Origin of the sequence: Gemmatimonas sp., assembly GCF_046594945.1 — a bacterium.
Taxonomy (GTDB): Bacteria; Gemmatimonadota; Gemmatimonadetes; order Gemmatimonadales; family Gemmatimonadaceae; genus Gemmatimonas.
On the sequence record NZ_JBKJRB010000053.1, the window covers coordinates 1 to 15,126 of the forward strand.

Genomic DNA, 15,126 nt, shown 5'->3' on the forward strand with positions numbered 1-15,126 from the left:
CGAAACCAGTCGGGGTGCTCGTGATAGATAGCAATCGGGCGCGAGGACATGGGCAGCTCCGGAAACGATGGCGCCGTCCCAAACGACAAAGCCCGCGCTAGTGGTTCGCCCGGGCAGTCGCGTTTTAGCTCGTTGTTTTACGTGGCGGCAATAGGCGGCAAATGACCTCGATGTCGGTTGTCTGCAGATAGTAGCGAAACGCGATCACGTTAGTCAAGTGCTGAGATACCTGAGACTGCATTCTCACCGACGTCTAACGCCACCGCGAACTACGCAGCCTTTCTCCGACGCGCGTTCAACGATCGCGTGTCGTCCTGTCGTGTTTCGCTGTCACGGGTCTTGAACCCGCGCACCGCCTCGGCCAGCGCGCCCGCCTGCTCCAGCAGCTCTTCGGAGGCCGCGGCGCTCTCCTCCGCCGTGCTGGCCACCGTTTGGGTGACGTCGCTCATCATCGCGACCCCACGGCTCACTTCGTCCAGTCCGCGCGCCTGCATTGCCGACGCCGTGACGATCTCCTCGACCACCACGCCCACACGCTCGACTTGCGTGCGCGCCGTAACGAGCTGCTCACGCACCGACCGTTCACGCTCCACGCCACGACTCACGTTGTGAATCTCTTCCTCGATCAGCGCGGCGGTCTGCTTGGCCGCCTCGGCGGAACGGATCGCCAGCGCGCGCACCTCTTCGGCCACGACCGCAAAGCCACGTCCGGCGTCGCCGGCGCGCGCGGCTTCGACCGCCGCATTGAGCGCGAGCAGGTTTGTCTGGAATGCGATCTCATCGATCGTCTTGACGATACGCTGGGTGGCGTCGGCCGACTGTTTGATGCGAACCATGTCGTCGCCCATCGCCACCATTGAATCGGCACCGACTTGTACGCTCTCCTTCGCGAGACGCGCCGCCGCCTGTACCTCGAGGGCCTGCGCTGCCGCACGCTTGGCCTGCGCCTGCAACCCGGTGACCGATGCGCTGATCTCTTCGGCGCTGGCGGCCTGCGTCGAGGCGCCGTTCGCCAACTGCTGGCTGTCCGCCGCGAGCTGGTTCGCGGCGTCGTCCACCTGGAGGGCAGCGGCCCGTACCTGGCCAAGTGTGCTCGCCATATTCCGAACGGCCGTATTGAGCGACTCCTGCACCTGCGCGAACTCACCGGCGAACTCACCGTCCATGCGCGCTTCGAGATTGCGGCCCGCCACTTCCGCCAAGGCACGCCGCGCCTCCGTGAGCGGCCTAGCGATCGCGGTCATGAGCCCATCCACACCCGCGAGTACGTCGGCGTAGCGTCCGTGCACGACCGTACGGTCACTGCGGCCATCGAGCACGCCCTGCCGCGCTTGTGCCGCAATGCGTTCGATTTCCTGCACGGTATGGGTGACAGCGCGCTGCGCGCGGGCACAGGCATCGAGCGACTGCGCACATTCGACCGCCATGCGATCGATGGCGGCGGATACCGCACCGAGTTCGTCGGACGACTGTTCATCAAGCGGCGCGATCACCTGCGCCTTCATTGACACCATTTCACCACGCGCGAGCGCCGCCAGTGCGCGAGCCACCACTTCGACACCCTGCTCCTGCAACAACGCCACCTGCGCCGCGATCTTCTCCATGCGAGCACCAAGCGACTGCGCAATGCGCCACGCGTACGCCAGACCGAACACGAAGAAGACGGCGAAGATGGCCCAGATCAACCGCGTCGCCTGCGCAAATCGCGCGGCCGTGCGTACCTCGACGGCGCGCGACCGGCTCTGAATTGCGTCACCGAACGCTTCCATGCGTCCTTCGACCACAGTGAACTGCGTGCGGAACGACTCGTAGCGCGAACGGGCCTCGATGGAGTCGCTCAGCAGCACGTCGAGGACGGCCGACGCGGCATCGACGTGGGCGACGACTTCCTTACGCGTCTCCGGCAGCGACGCCACGGTCGTCGAATCCTTGATCGAGGCCGCAGCACTGTCGAGCGACGTGACGAACCGCGTCGCGTGATCGCGGAGCGCCTTCCGTGCGCCGTTGATACCGGTGCTGTCTCGGCGTTGCCCCATGAGCATCGCCTCGAGTACGTCAGCGCGCATAGCATCGTGCATGATGTTGCTATTCATCTGATAGCGCTGCGCGACGTTGTCATCGGCAAGGACCGCAGTAGCCGACTTGGCCACGCGAAGCGCAACCTGACCGGCAAGGGCGACGGCAAGCACACCGACCGCGCCAATCAGCGCGACCATCCGCAATCGGGCGCGCAGAGAGCGTAATGCGAACATGACGGTGTAGCACAGGGAACCATCCAATGTGGCCGACTTCGTCGCCGGCACCAGAGAGGCCCCAACCCGATGGTTGGCGGACGCTCTGTGTCGATTATCGGGACGGGACGAAGGGAACTTGAACGCTCCGCTATCTCGCGGGCGGTGCAGCTGCGGCGGCCGGCCACTGATTGTCGGCCGGATTCCGGTCGGGGAACCGGCGCGCTGGGTCGAGCGTGATCCGCGCAATCTTCCGCCCTCCGAACACGAGATCGGCGGTGAAGCTCCGGCGGCCATCGAACCACACGTCCACCGGCCAGGTGACACGCGCTGTGGTGCTATCAGTCATGACGGCATTCCGCATAAGTCGGATCGACGGTCCCTTCGCAGCGAACTGGACGTCGAGCACGATCGGCGATGGCATGTTGCCGTCTTGCGCGACGGTCACGGCGGTCCGGATGCCTTGCGTCTTGACACGGACAAGCCGGCCATCGACGCTTTCGGTCGTGAAGAGCCAACTGTTCCAGAACCAGCCGAGATCACGCCCCAGCGCCTTGTTCATGAAGAACATGTAGTCCCACGGCGAGGGATGCTTGAACATCCACGCCTGCGCCCACTCGCGATGGGCGCGCTGCACGGCACTGTCACCGACGATGCCCCCGAGCGCTGAGAGCATGAGCGGCGTCTTCTGATACGTCGTGAAGCCGTAGAAGCTCGGCCCCGCATAGTTCGCGTTCCACATCATCGGCGGTTCCCCTTCGGCCCCGCTGGTACGCCCGTAGCTCTGGCCGAGTCCATCGAACACCGGCGCTTTCGCAATCGCGTCCGCATCGGACAGGATGTTCATATACTGATTGAACCCTTCATCCATCCAGCCGTACCATGTCTCGTTATTGCTCACCACCATGGGCCACCATTGGTGCCCCGTCTCGTGATCGGCAGCCCCTTGATTGGAGTTGATCACCATCGGATACTCCATACCGGAGCTCGGACCGTCCTGCAGCGTGAGCTGCGGGAACTGGTATGGAAACCAGAGTGTGGAGTAGAACTCGAGCGCGTGGCGGCTGAGCTCACCGGCCTGGGCGAACAAGTTCGCGCGTCCCGGCAGGAACAGCAGATGCACCGGAATCGCGCCCCTGCCGGGAATCGTTGCCCGCGTTGCCTGCCAGACATACTTCTTGGCCGTCGCCCAGGCGAAGTCATTCACGGTATCGGCATGGAAGCGCCACACCAGCCGTCCATTGGCGTTGCCGATCGCGGTGGCCTTCCCCGGTCCGATGTCCTCGGGACCGACGATCGTGGTGACGGCGTCGGATTGGGTGACCTTCGTGAGCCGTTCGCGTGCGGCGGCCGTCAGCACCTGTTCGGGATTCTGCAAGACGCCGGTGCCGCTCACGATCCAGCCCGCCGGCACGTCGATGTTCACGTCGAAGGTGCCAAAGTTGTTGTAGAACTCCGACGGTCCGACATAGAGTTCATTATCCCAGCCGCGCAGGTCATCGTACACCGCGACGCGCGGGAACCACTGCGTGGGCTGGTACAGCGTATCCGCCCATCGCTGCACCATGCGGTGACCGGTGCCTGGACCACCCGGCAGCTTGTGCGACCATTCGATGTCGAGCACCGCGTGCGCACCGGCGGCAATCGGCGTTCCGAGCCGGATACTGGCGGCGGTGGAGCGTCCGTTGCGCAGCACCGCTTCGCCAGTGGGCGCGTTCGCGGCGTTCTGCTGCGCCGCCACAATAGCGCGTGCGCCCGAGCCACCGTCACCGGCTGGGGCCGCGTTGGATGCGAGATTGACCGGCTTGCCATCGATGGTCAGGCGCGAGATCACCATCCCGTCGGTGACCTCCGCGGGGACCCACGGCGCGGCATGCGGTGCGTTGCCGAGGAAGTGGTTGGGATCGAGGCGGAGACCGATCTCGCGCAGTTGATCGGGGCTGCTATTGTGCACCGTGATGCGCGCCTTGCCGGCCAATCGCGACGTGACCGGATCGAGCGACACGTCGATGGCGTAGTCGGCACGCAGCTGCCAGTAGTTGCGCCCCGGCCGTCCCGTGGAATCACGCGTTCCCGCGGCGAGCGCGCGCCGGATGCTGTTCGTAATCGGCACGTCGCGCCGGATTGCGCGCGGCGGTATCGTGGCGAGCGTCGCCGTGCTCGACACTGCTTGAGCGGTGCGCTGCGCGGGGAGCACGGGCGCGGCGACCAACAGCGTCACCATCGCGACCGCGACGACGAGAGCAGCGCACGAGCGATCGCGAGTGATCAAAACCTGAGACATCGGCAGAGGGGCCGGGGAGCGATGGAACAGCGTCCCTAATGTCTAGCGCGTCGGGGCTGGCGGCGCGAGGCGGGTGTGCTCGACGAGCAGCGCGTGGATCGCTCGGGGTGAGATCGGCTTCACGAGATGATGATCGAAGCCGGCCTCCTGAGACCGGCGACGATCATCGCCCTGCCCCCATCCGGTCAGGGCGATGAGCAGCAGCGGATGCGAGCCCTGTGCCAACCGCATCGCGCGCGCCGCTTCATAGCCGTCGAGCAGCGGCAAGCCGATGTCCATCACGACCGCCTCGGGGTGCTGTTCGGCGTAGACCCTCACCGCCTGCTCCCCGTCGTACGCCACCGTCACCTGATGGCCTTCGCGTTCGAGCAGCAACGCGAGGCTGTCGGCCGCGTCGATGTTGTCGTCCACCACCAGCACGCGTCGACCTGATACCAGTGGCACAAACCGAGGCGTCGTCATGGGTAACGGGAGTGCGGGAATTGCCGCCGAAGTGGTGGATCGGTCAGCATCGACTTGCAAAAGCTGCGCATGCTTCGGGTCGGATTTCACGACGCGTGGCAGCGTGAGACGAAACGTACTGCCCTGCCCTACGCCGGCGCTGTGGGCAGTCATGGAGCCGCCGTGCAGCTCGATCAGTCGGCGCGCCAGGGCAAGTCCGACGCCGAGTCCCGCCGGCGTGCGACTCCCATGATCGTAGACTCGCGCAAACATCTCGAACACCTGCTCGAGCTTATCAGGCGGAATGCCGATACCCGTGTCAGACACCTCGATGCGCACGTCGGCAGACGTGTTGTGCACATCCACTCTGATGGCGCCGCCAGGATCGGTGTACCTGACGGCGTTACTGAGAATATTTGTAAGCGCCTGAGCAAGTCTCGCGGGATCCACGTACAGTCCGATCGAATCGCCGGGCATGTTGACCGTAAGATGCAAATTCCGCTCGATCAACATCGGGCGCACGGCTTCGAACGCGAGCTCGAACACTTCGCGGAGTAGCACGACTTCGCGACGCAACTCCAACCGATCCTGCGTGACGCGACTGACGTCCATGAGGTCGTCGATCAAGCGAACCAGCTGACTCGATTGCCGATCGATCGTCTCCTTCACTCGCGCGATACCGCTGTGCGATCCGGCGACACGATCGAGCATCGCCACCGCATTCACGATCGGCGTGAGTGGATTACGCAGTTCATGCGCGAGCATCGCAAGGAAGCGGTCTTTGCGCTGATCGGCGTCACGCAGGGCGTCGATGAGATCAAGATTTTCGATCGTCACGGCGGCGACTTGCGCCACTTGAACCGCAATCGAAATCTCGTCGGACGTAAATGGCGGTGCCGACCGCGACAAGACGAGATCGCCGAGCTTGCTGCCGTTACGCCGCGCCAGGATCATCCGCCACCGTGCAGGCGCGCCACCGTCGTCGTCAACGTGTATCTGCGCGGCCTCGCGCGAGTCGTCGTGCCCTTCGTGACGTGTCGCGTGGTGCTCGGTGCGACGCTCTCCGCGCCGCACATCAACGTCGACTCGCTCGGCGGCACAGAGCTGCAGGAGTTCATCGCCAAGCCCGCGCACCACGTCGCTCACGTTTCCGGCAACGTTGAAGGCGACGATGATATCGGAAAGTCGCCGCAGTCGTTCGGAATACGGATGGGTGTCGTGCACGGCACGATCACTCAAGCTGACGTCGCCGACAGAGTCCACGACTCGCGCCGCTTGGCCTTCTCCGTTCGTCATCACCGAAAACTGCTCCGAGGCATGGCGCCGCCTCCCCGTACGATGAGGAATTCGATGTGGCTGTTCACTCGACCGGCAGAGATGTAGGGACCGCAAGAATCGCGCAGCTGCAGTGTACGGACTCGGCGCCATGCTCGGCAATGCAGCCAACTGGCTGCGCTTCCTGCCGCGCGCGACGAGCGAGCGAGCCCCGGCTCGTCAGGCGGGCGGACGCAGTGCCACAAAGGCCGCTTCGAGATGCGGTTGGGTGATGTCGTCGTGCGACGCATCCCAGAGCACGTGTCCTTCGCGAACAATGAACGCTTGCGGTGACGCATGCCGCAGTCGGCTTACCGTTTCGAGCGCGTTCGATAGCTCGCGTTCTTTCTGTACGATCACAAGGCGCGTCGGTACGTCCGGATTCGCCACCAAAAACTGATCGTACTGCCGCTTGGCCATGAAAGAGATGGGGCAGCTGCTGCTATGCTTGAACACGAGCGTGGCCTCATCGTTGGCGAGTAGCTGGCGGGCTTCCCGGATCGCGCCGCTCTCGGCGTTGGCCGGCGCCGGCGCCGCCATGGGTCGCTCCACCGATGACACGGCGATCGCGCCAGCGTCACCACGAGCGAGATGCGCGTCGATAGCGTCGGTATAGGTCCCGATGGAACGAGCCCCACTGAGCCGCTCCACCAGCACCCCGCCCTGAAACATCAGAACGGTCGGAAGCGCACGGACATCGTAGCGGGTCACGACCTCGACATTCGCATCGGCATCGAGCTTGGCCACCCGAACCCGCCCGTTATAGCGATCAGCAAGTGCCTCGAAAATCGGGACCAACGCCCGGCAAGGCGTGCACCATTCGGCCCAGATGTCAACCACCACGAGTCCCGGGTGGGCGAGCACCTCAGCGGAGAACGCACCATCAGTAAGCAGAGCAACAGGCATGTGGAATGATACCCGACGCCGCCGGTTGGTTGCAGGGTCGGGGAACTTCAGGACCAAGGTGCGGACACTGCCGCCGTACGTACCGCTCGCTACAACGGTGCGAGCGTATCGCGCAAGGCGTCGAGCAGCTCCTGCGCACGATATGGCTTCTGAAGGAATCGGGCCTCACCACGGCGCACATGCGCACCGGCCACGTTGTCCGCGTCGTAGCCGCTGATGATGAGCACCGGTGCCGTGTGACCGCGAGCGCGCAGTGCGAGCAAGCATTCCGCACCGCCCATGATCGGCATGGCGAGATCGAGGACGACGCCGCGAGGCGGTTCTGGCATCCGATCGTAGTGATCGAGGGCCTCACGTCCATTCCGCGCCTCGACCACCGTGTAGCCTGCACGCGTGAGAATACGGCGGGCCACCGTGCGCGCTCCGCGGTCGTCGTCGACCAGGAGAATCACGCCTGACTCCTCCCACCTGAGGGCATCGATCGCCGGTAGGCCCTGAGACGGCGCAAGCCCGCGGGAAACCGGAAGCAGCGCGCAGACGGTGGTACCAAGACCCGGCGGCGAGGACACCCGAATGGCCCCGTCGTGCCCGTTGATGATGCCGTCGACGACGAGTTCGCTCACGGTCAGGTCGCGCCGATCACCCCGGGCGCGATCAGTGAACGCCATCAAATGCTGCGTCAATGCCAACGCGCGTGGCGCGGCGCGCGCAATGTCGGCACGGAGGTCCTGCCCGCGATCGCTTGATGAAATCGCGTCGCGAGCGAGCGAGGCGTTGCCGAGAATACCGACGAGCCGGTTGTTGACGTCGTGCCCGACGCCGACGGCAGGCGACTCGAGCGACTCGAGGGTCCGTGCCTGCGGCAATGTCGACGGTAGGCGCTCCCGCTCGTCGGCGGCTACGCGTTCGGAGGTCGTGTCGACGACGGAGCCGACATGTCCGAGGACCGTCGTGCCTTCGGGAGACATCACGGGCTGCGTGCGCACCCGAATCCAACGGGTGTGGCTATCGACCACGATGCGGTACGCCTCGTCAACGCTGGTCGAGGTCCCAGCCCTCCGCTCCAGGCTGGCCACGACCCCCGGCAAGTCGGACGGATGCACGCGATCGAGCCACGCCCGTGTCGCGAAGGCCTCGAATTCGAGGGCGAACCAGTCGAGCAGCCGCTGGTTAGCGTATGTCGGAATGCCTTGAACATCGACCAGAAACACGCCGACCGGCGACGATTCCGCCACCGTGCGAAATAACGCCTCCCGCTCCAATAGCGCGTGCTGCGCGAGGTGAGGCGGATCCCCGCCGTATTGAGGCGGAGCGTTTTCATTTGCCACGACAGACAAGCGCCTCCAAATAAGACAGGGCGAGCAGGACAGTGGCAACACGATAACGTCGCCTTTCTAGGACCGATAGTCCGAACCCGGGACGAGTATTTCAACGGAATGAATTGGGCGAACTTGAGTATCCATACGCCGCACTGTGGAATGGTCAACCCAACTTTGCCGGCGTACATCTAGACCAACGATATCATCATTTTTTGTGTCACGACCCGCGGGCACACCACGCCGTGCGATGTGCCCCGCACTGGCCTGAAGTGCCGCCACGCCACGACACGGCAGGAATCAGCGGCCACGCACCTTCACCTTTCGGCTCGCACTACGAACACCGTCGGAGAATACCACGTCGACCTCTGAGTCCGAGGCGATGATTTCGGCACTGCCGCCACGCGCGAACGAGAGCACCTCGCCGCTGAGCGCATCCCGGACCACGACCATCGGATGCACCGTCGCGTTCCACTGCAGGCGCGCCCGACCCGCGCCGTTGGCGTTCACGCTCGCGGACGACGCGGCGGCATCGATCGACGCCGGCGATCCGCGGGCCGAACGTTCGGCCGAGCGCCCCTTGCCTCGTACCCGCAACGTCGTGAGTCGCGCCTGGCCGGCGTCGCTCACGGGGATCATGAACGCGAAGTGTTCGTCATCGCGCCTGTTCGACTCGTCCGCGACCTGATCGGGATCGAACGACAGGGAGAAGCTGGCGTGGCCGGCCACATCGGTCGCATCGATGGTGTAGTTGCCGGCACGGGCGGGAAGCACGCTGCGGCCCATGAGTCGCGAGGCCGGCTCCAGTTCGATTTCGCCGTCGGCATCGATGCGTCGCCAGACCAGCAACGACGGCTGCATCGAGGCGGAGGTGATCGTCGTCGCCGTGGAGGACGTGCCGCGATACGACATCACGCCTACATACGTGTAGTCGCCGATCCAGGTGGGCGAGCAGTACCCCATCAGGTCGGCGGTGCTCGACGACAGCAGCTGATTGAGGCGCACATTGAAGCCGAACACTCCGATTGCACCACCGGCGTACGGATAATTTGCATCGGGTCCACCGACGCCGACGCAGGGCGCATGCTGCCGGCCCCAGTTGTGTCCGAGTTCATGCGCCATCACGTCGCTCGCGCTTGGCAGATAGTCCCAGCCCATCGACACGGGCGCACTGAGGTACCAGATGCCGGCGACGCCGCTCGTGTAGCTCACCGTGGCCTCACCATCGTAATGCTGCGGCGCGCCATCGGCGGTGCGCAGGGCGCGCAATTCACTGAGCAGCGGGCTCCAATTGGCTCCGTCACTGCTCATGTTGAGGGTAGTCGTGTAGGGAGCGCGCGTGGTAAACGACACGGCATTGAGCGGATGCAGGTCGCGTGTGCGCGTCAAGAACGCGTCGGCGTTGGCGTCGGAGACATTGCCCAGCAGTCCGTTGCCCTGCTGCACTGGTACGCAGCGGACGGCGAGGGCGGGCACGAGGCGCACATCGAGCGCGCGCGGCGTGCCCGACACCGGGAACAGGTTATCCGTCTCGAGGTCTTCGGCGACGGTATTGTCAGGATCGACGTCAGCCAACACCGTGACGCCCGGCTGCAGCAACGCGCCGGGTACGACGATGTTCCACGAAGCCGTGATCGAGCCGTCGTTGACAGCGGTCGGGACGGCAGTGAACGAGGCAACAATCGAAAGGGTGGATACCAACGTGCCGTTTTGGAACAAGCGGGCGCGAACCGACGGTCGCACCGTGTTGGTGGCGTTGGCGAGCGCGAACACGCGCAACACCCCATCGCGGTCGGCCACGAGCGGCACACCCCCGTTCATGGTCTGTACACTCTGCGTGATATACCTGCCGAGGAGCTGCAGGTTGAGACCCGGCGTCGGGGTGACGTTGGTGGCGGCGTACGCGACCGCCGCGGCGGTGGTGGTGCCCGCCGTGACGCTGGCCGTTTGCGAGGCTGGCGTGGGCAGCAGCGAAACACCGAGCGCACTGGTGACCGTGGCCGCGGTGATGGTGTAGCTGCCGGGCTCCAGCTGCGTCAACGATGCGGACGCGGGGCGAGGTGGCATAGGCCCGATATCACCGAGGCCGCGGTAAGCGAGTAGCTCCCGCTGGTGAGGCTGGTGAGGCTGGTGATCGTGGTCGTCGCGGTCAGAGTGCGTGCGTATCCATTCGGGCCCGTCACGGCGATCGACGCCAAGGCGCCGGCGGGGAGTCCGCTCACAGTTACCTGAATGGTGCTGGTGGTGGTGCGTCCCTGTCGAGCGAACACGGGATCACCCAGCGGGGCGGCATCGGTGGCGGTCGAAGGATCGCCGCAGGCAGCGGCGAGCAGTGCGGTAGCGAAAAGCGCAAACCATCGGCGAGCAGAGCGTTCAACCGAGAACGAGGGCGTCATGCTACGGGTTGACGAATTGAGGGACCAGAGGCGCCGGCAGCAGATGACAGATGTTTCGCACACGCCGTGACCGGTGTCATCACCGCCCTGAGAACGCTTCCACAGGTCCTGCCAGCGATGATTCGTCACGTGACGAATCGCGTGATAGGGCAGTACGATTCGGCATGCCACATACTCGTTGGCCCGCCACACGCAGCCCTTCAGCGCCCGGAATGGTCTCACGCAAGAGAGCCGTTCCTCTTTCCCGGTTCATATGGCTCTCGCTGCTGGCATCCTGCGCTCATGGACCCCTCGTCTCAGCCGCGGTCCGCCACGCGGCGACGGACGAAGTGACGACAGTGGCACTTCGCGAATCGCTCGATCGTTCCTTGCGCGACGTGCACCGTGGCGCCGACCTCGAGATCATCTGCGTACGCGTGCAGACGGGTGACCCATCGGCGGCTGTGTTGTCCGCCCTCGCTGAATCTGTCCCCTTGACGCTCCGCCCTTTTTCAGCCTGCCGGATCGACCGCGGTGAATCGTCAGCGTTTGATCGAGCACAGGTGGTGGAGCCGGAATCTGGCAAGCGAGGCATGGAGATCTTCACCGAGTCGCTGGTCTTCACGCACGCCACGGCGTTCACGGTACGTCTCGGATTCTTTCAGCACCCTGAAGTGTCGGGTCGGTGGGCGTGCGCCGGCCGTCAGACGGTGTCAGGATGGCGCGTGGACCGCTGCGACGAAGAGTAGCGCGCTGCGGGACACATCAGGTGCCCCGACGTCCGCCATTCTTGGCCGTGGTGGGCGGCTTCTGCGGCTGACGCGGGCTAGGCTGGGTGGACTTCTCACCGGCAGCGGTCGACGGCGTGCCGGGAACCGGACGTTTACGGGAGAAGTCGGGGATAGCTGAGTGGTGCTTCTTCTTCATGTGCGGCTCCGGTGGCGATGTGGAGCTCGGGCGGATACCCGGACGCCAAATCCGTACGAGCGAAAGGTAATCAGGGCTGCCGATCGATTACACTCGCTCTCTGGCGGCGGCGATTGCGCGAGGGGGCCGTGGCCGGCAGTATCCTCCCATGATTGATCCGCGATTGACGTTCGCACTGGCCGACCGATATCGCCTTGAGCGCGAGATCGGCTCCGGCGGCATGGCCACGGTGTATCTCGCTCAGGACCTGCGACACCAGCGCTCGGTTGCGGTGAAGGTGCTGCGCCCCGAACTCTCGGCCACGCTGGAGCATGAACGGTTCCTTCGGGAAATCACGACGACGGCCGGGCTGCGCCATCCGAACATCCTCCCACTCTACGACTCGGGGGAGGGCGCGGGATTTCTGTTTTACGTCATGCCCTTCGTGGAAGGAGAGAACCTGCGCGACGTGCTGTCGCGCGACGGACCGCTCGCCATTGACGACGCACTCCGATTTGCCGATGAGATTGCAAACGCGTTGAGCTATGCGCACGGACGCGGGGTCATTCATCGTGACATCAAGCCCGAGAATATTCTCATCGAGAATGGCCACGCCATCGTGGCGGACTTCGGCATTGCGCAAGCCGTCGGCGCCTCGGCCGATGAAAAGCTCACCGTGGCGGGCATGGCCGTGGGCACGCCCACCTACATGAGCCCCGAGCAGGCCAGCGGCGACGTGATCGATGCGCGCAGCGACCTTTATGCGCTGGGGTGCATGGTGTACGAGATGTTGGCCGGTACGCCGCCGTTCTCCGGCCCCACGGCGATCGCCGTGATGATGCGTCACGCCATCGAGCCGGTCCCCAAACTCGGCACACGGCGGGCCGCCGTGTCGCGCCCGGTGGTCGAGGCGGTGGAGCGGGCGCTGGCCAAGTCACCGGCCGACCGCTTTGCCTCGGTCGAGGAGTGGCGACGCGCCCTTGCGCGCGCGCGCGGCAGTCATCCCACCGGGAGCGCGCCGCCCGCGAGGCCTCAGATTTCCCGACCAGCGCCGACGCCGGCCAATGCCCTGCTCGGCCGCGACTCGGCGTTGGCCCAGGCCACGGAGCGCATCCGCGCCGGCGCACGCGTGCTCACCGTGACCGGCACCGGCGGCGCCGGCAAGACGCGCTTCGCCATTGAGCTGTTCACGCAGCTGCGGGACGACTACGCCGACGGATCGGCCTTCGTGTCGATCGCGTCGGTCACAGCGGCGAGTGAGGTGATGCCGACGATCGCCACCGCACTCGGTATTGCCGAAGCACACGGACGGTCGGCGGTCGACGCCGTCGCGACCGTGATCGGAACCGGTCGCATACTGGTGCTGCTCGACAATCTCGAGCACGTGCTCGACGCCGCCGGCGAGATCGCGGACCTGGTATCGCGTTGCGCCAATGTGTGCGTGCTCTCAACCAGTCGCGCGCCGCTCAAGATCGGAGCCGAGAGCGAACTGGCACTGCCGCCACTGGCGCTGCCGGATGCGCATACCACGACCGCCGAGGAACTCCTGCAGTCGCCTGCGGTTGCGTTGTTCGCTCAGCGCGCCGCGAAAGTGCAGCCCACCTTCGCGATCACCAGCACCAATGGTGCGGCCGTGGCCTCGATCTGTATTCGTCTGGACGGATTGCCGCTCGCGCTGGAGCTGGCCGCGGCGCGTATTCGCATTCTCGAGCCGGCGGCGCTGCTGAAACGTCTGGATGATGCGCTCGATCTGCTGACATCAGGCGATCGTGATCTTCCCGAGCGTCAGCGCACGCTCCGCGCGACGATCGACTGGAGCTATTCGCTACTCGACGCCGCCGAACAGCGACTGCTCCGACGTCTGTCCGTGTTCTCCGAAGGATGGGCGCTCGAGGAGCTGGAGGCCGTGTGCTACTCGAAGGGCGAGCGGGTCCACGCGCTCGCCGCCTTGAGCTCGTTGGTCGAAAAGGGGCTCGTGCGCGTGGTAGAAGCGGGAGCGCGCTACTTCCTTTTGGAGACCATCCGATCCTTCGCCACCGAGGCGCTCCTCGCGAGCGGCGAGGCAGCGGACGTACAGCGGGCGCATGCCCGCGTGTTTCTTACGTCTGCCGAATCGATCAATGCCGGGATCATGGGCGCCGGACAGCTCGATGCCATGCAGCGAGCACGCGTCGACCACGCGAACATGCACGCGGCGATCCGGTGGTTTACCGAGCAGGCACGTGCGGGGAGCACGAGCGCCGCGTGGCGCGCTTCCGGCGACGTGGATGCCGATGCTGACGCCGCGGAGTGTGGACTGGCACTGTGTGGCGCGCTCAACTGGTTCTGGCATATCAGTGGCCTACATTTTACCGCGCGCGATGCGATCGATGGATTATTGCCGCTGGCGCTGGAGCGCCCACCGAGCAGGGGGCGGGCGATGGCGCTGCTGGCGAGAGGTATGGTCTCGATCAACATCGGCGAAACGGAGCGCGCGTTCGATGAATGGGCGCGCGGCTTGGCCGACGCGCGTACACTCGCCGACGACGCGTTGATGGCGGAAGCCTGTGCCTACGTTGGATACGGACACATGAGCGTGGGCCGTATGGAGGAGTCGGGCGTTGCGCTCGACGAGGCGATGGCCTACAGCGAAAAGCGTGACCTCGACTTTCTGCTGGCGCTGTCGATGTCCATGAAGGGGCTGCAGCAGTTCTTGATCGGCTTGGCCGACGCCGGCTTCGGCTTGGTCACGCAGGCCCGCACGATCCAGACGCGAATCGGCGATTTTGAAGGAGGCGGCCTCGCGCTCAGCTTTCTCGCGCAGATGACCGCCGCGAAAGGTGAGTATGGTCGCGCGCTCGAATTATACGGTCAAGCGCTGATGTCGTTCAAACGGGTTGGCGACCGACCGGAACTGGCGCGCGTGCATAGTGAAATCGGGTGGACGGCACTCTCCGCGCAGAGAATCCCCGTGGCGCGCGAGGCGTTCCGTCGTTCGTTGCGCGTGTACGACGAAGTGGGCAGCCCACGCGGCATCGGTCTCGCACTCACGGGGCTGGCGGCCGCGGAAGCGGCTGAGGGTCGGGCCGAACGCGCCGTCACGATCGCGGCGGCGGCGGAGGCCATGTCAGAACGCACCGGGGTCGTAGTCGAGCATCCTATGGGGCCGGAGATGGGCGGCCAGGTGGAATCCGCGCGCGCGACCATCGGCAAGGAATTGCTGGAGGCATTGGTGGCGGCGGGTCGCGCGATGTCACCGGGAGACGTGCTGACCATGATCGCGGGCTGAGAGGGAACCACATCACCATGGCACCGAGCTCATCAGTGTTGTCATGCGGGCACGGCTGTTGCATTAGTTATGCGAACCGAACGGG

10 protein-coding genes are annotated in these 15,126 nt (G+C 65.2%); 2 read left to right on the forward strand and 8 right to left on the reverse strand.

Annotated elements, in window-relative coordinates:
• Positions 1–269 precede the first annotated feature (269 nt).
• The 7 genes from ACLL97_RS05775 to ACLL97_RS05805 all read right to left on the reverse strand — a co-directional run bounded on the left by ACLL97_RS05775 (position 270) and on the right by ACLL97_RS05805 (position 10,888).
• Positions 270–2,252, reverse strand: a complete 1,983-nt coding sequence (locus tag ACLL97_RS05775) for a methyl-accepting chemotaxis protein (RefSeq protein WP_411279531.1) — start codon at positions 2,250–2,252, stop codon at positions 270–272.
• A gap of 130 nt (positions 2,253–2,382) precedes the next feature.
• Positions 2,383–4,515: a M1 family metallopeptidase gene (locus tag ACLL97_RS05780; RefSeq protein WP_411279532.1), complete on the reverse strand. Its 2,133-nt coding sequence runs from the start codon at positions 4,513–4,515 to the stop codon at positions 2,383–2,385.
• 42 nt (positions 4,516–4,557) lie between these two features.
• Positions 4,558–6,252, reverse strand: coding sequence for an ATP-binding protein (locus ACLL97_RS05785; RefSeq protein WP_411279533.1), 1,695 nt, complete (start codon positions 6,250–6,252; stop codon positions 4,558–4,560).
• A gap of 198 nt (positions 6,253–6,450) precedes the next feature.
• The gene (gene ytxJ / locus ACLL97_RS05790; RefSeq protein ID WP_411279534.1) at positions 6,451–7,176 is read right to left on the reverse strand and encodes a bacillithiol system redox-active protein YtxJ; all 726 of its coding nucleotides are present in this window, start codon (positions 7,174–7,176) and stop codon (positions 6,451–6,453) included.
• Between the two features lie 89 nt (positions 7,177–7,265).
• Positions 7,266–8,504: a response regulator gene (locus tag ACLL97_RS05795; protein ID WP_411279535.1), complete on the reverse strand. Its 1,239-nt coding sequence runs from the start codon at positions 8,502–8,504 to the stop codon at positions 7,266–7,268.
• 288 nt (positions 8,505–8,792) lie between these two features.
• Complete coding sequence (locus ACLL97_RS05800) at positions 8,793–10,559, reverse strand: hypothetical protein (RefSeq protein ID WP_411279536.1); 1,767 nt, start codon at positions 10,557–10,559, stop codon at positions 8,793–8,795.
• Positions 10,529–10,888, reverse strand: a complete 360-nt coding sequence (locus tag ACLL97_RS05805) for a hypothetical protein (RefSeq protein WP_411279537.1) — start codon at positions 10,886–10,888, stop codon at positions 10,529–10,531. The genes ACLL97_RS05800 and ACLL97_RS05805 overlap by 31 nt, the downstream gene beginning before the upstream one ends.
• Before the next feature lie 329 nt (positions 10,889–11,217).
• Here ACLL97_RS05805 and ACLL97_RS05810 point away from each other — a divergent pair, with 329 nt between their 5' ends.
• Positions 11,218–11,616, forward strand: a complete 399-nt coding sequence (locus ACLL97_RS05810; RefSeq protein ID WP_411279538.1) for a hypothetical protein — start codon at positions 11,218–11,220, stop codon at positions 11,614–11,616.
• A gap of 16 nt (positions 11,617–11,632) precedes the next feature.
• On the opposite strand, the gene ACLL97_RS05815 is transcribed toward ACLL97_RS05810, so the two are convergent.
• Positions 11,633–11,794, reverse strand: coding sequence for a hypothetical protein (locus ACLL97_RS05815; protein WP_411279539.1), 162 nt, complete (start codon positions 11,792–11,794; stop codon positions 11,633–11,635).
• Positions 11,795–11,942: 148 nt separating this feature from the next.
• On the opposite strand from ACLL97_RS05815, the gene ACLL97_RS05820 reads away from it, so the two are divergent.
• Positions 11,943–15,041, forward strand: coding sequence for a protein kinase domain-containing protein (locus ACLL97_RS05820; protein WP_411279540.1), 3,099 nt, complete (start codon positions 11,943–11,945; stop codon positions 15,039–15,041).
• The last annotated feature ends 85 nt before the right edge of the window (positions 15,042–15,126 follow it).

What these genes read in the sequence shown, in the direction of transcription:
- ACLL97_RS05775 (WP_411279531.1), bottom strand. Translation starts at nt 2,252, where the DNA reads ATGTTCGCATTACGCTCTCTGCGCGCCCGATTGCGGATGGTCGCGCTG.
- ACLL97_RS05785 (WP_411279533.1), bottom strand. Translation starts at nt 6,252, where the DNA reads ATGACGAACGGAGAAGGCCAAGCGGCGCGAGTCGTGGACTCTGTCGGC.
- ACLL97_RS05805 (WP_411279537.1), bottom strand. Translation starts at nt 10,888, where the DNA reads ATGACGCCCTCGTTCTCGGTTGAACGCTCTGCTCGCCGATGGTTTGCG.
- ACLL97_RS05800 (WP_411279536.1), bottom strand. Translation starts at nt 10,559, where the DNA reads ATGCCACCTCGCCCCGCGTCCGCATCGTTGACGCAGCTGGAGCCCGGC.
- ytxJ (WP_411279534.1), bottom strand. Translation starts at nt 7,176, where the DNA reads ATGCCTGTTGCTCTGCTTACTGATGGTGCGTTCTCCGCTGAGGTGCTC.
- ACLL97_RS05780 (WP_411279532.1), bottom strand. Translation starts at nt 4,515, where the DNA reads ATGTCTCAGGTTTTGATCACTCGCGATCGCTCGTGCGCTGCTCTCGTC.
- ACLL97_RS05820 (WP_411279540.1), top strand. Translation starts at nt 11,943, where the DNA reads ATGATTGATCCGCGATTGACGTTCGCACTGGCCGACCGATATCGCCTT.
- ACLL97_RS05815 (WP_411279539.1), bottom strand. Translation starts at nt 11,794, where the DNA reads ATGAAGAAGAAGCACCACTCAGCTATCCCCGACTTCTCCCGTAAACGT.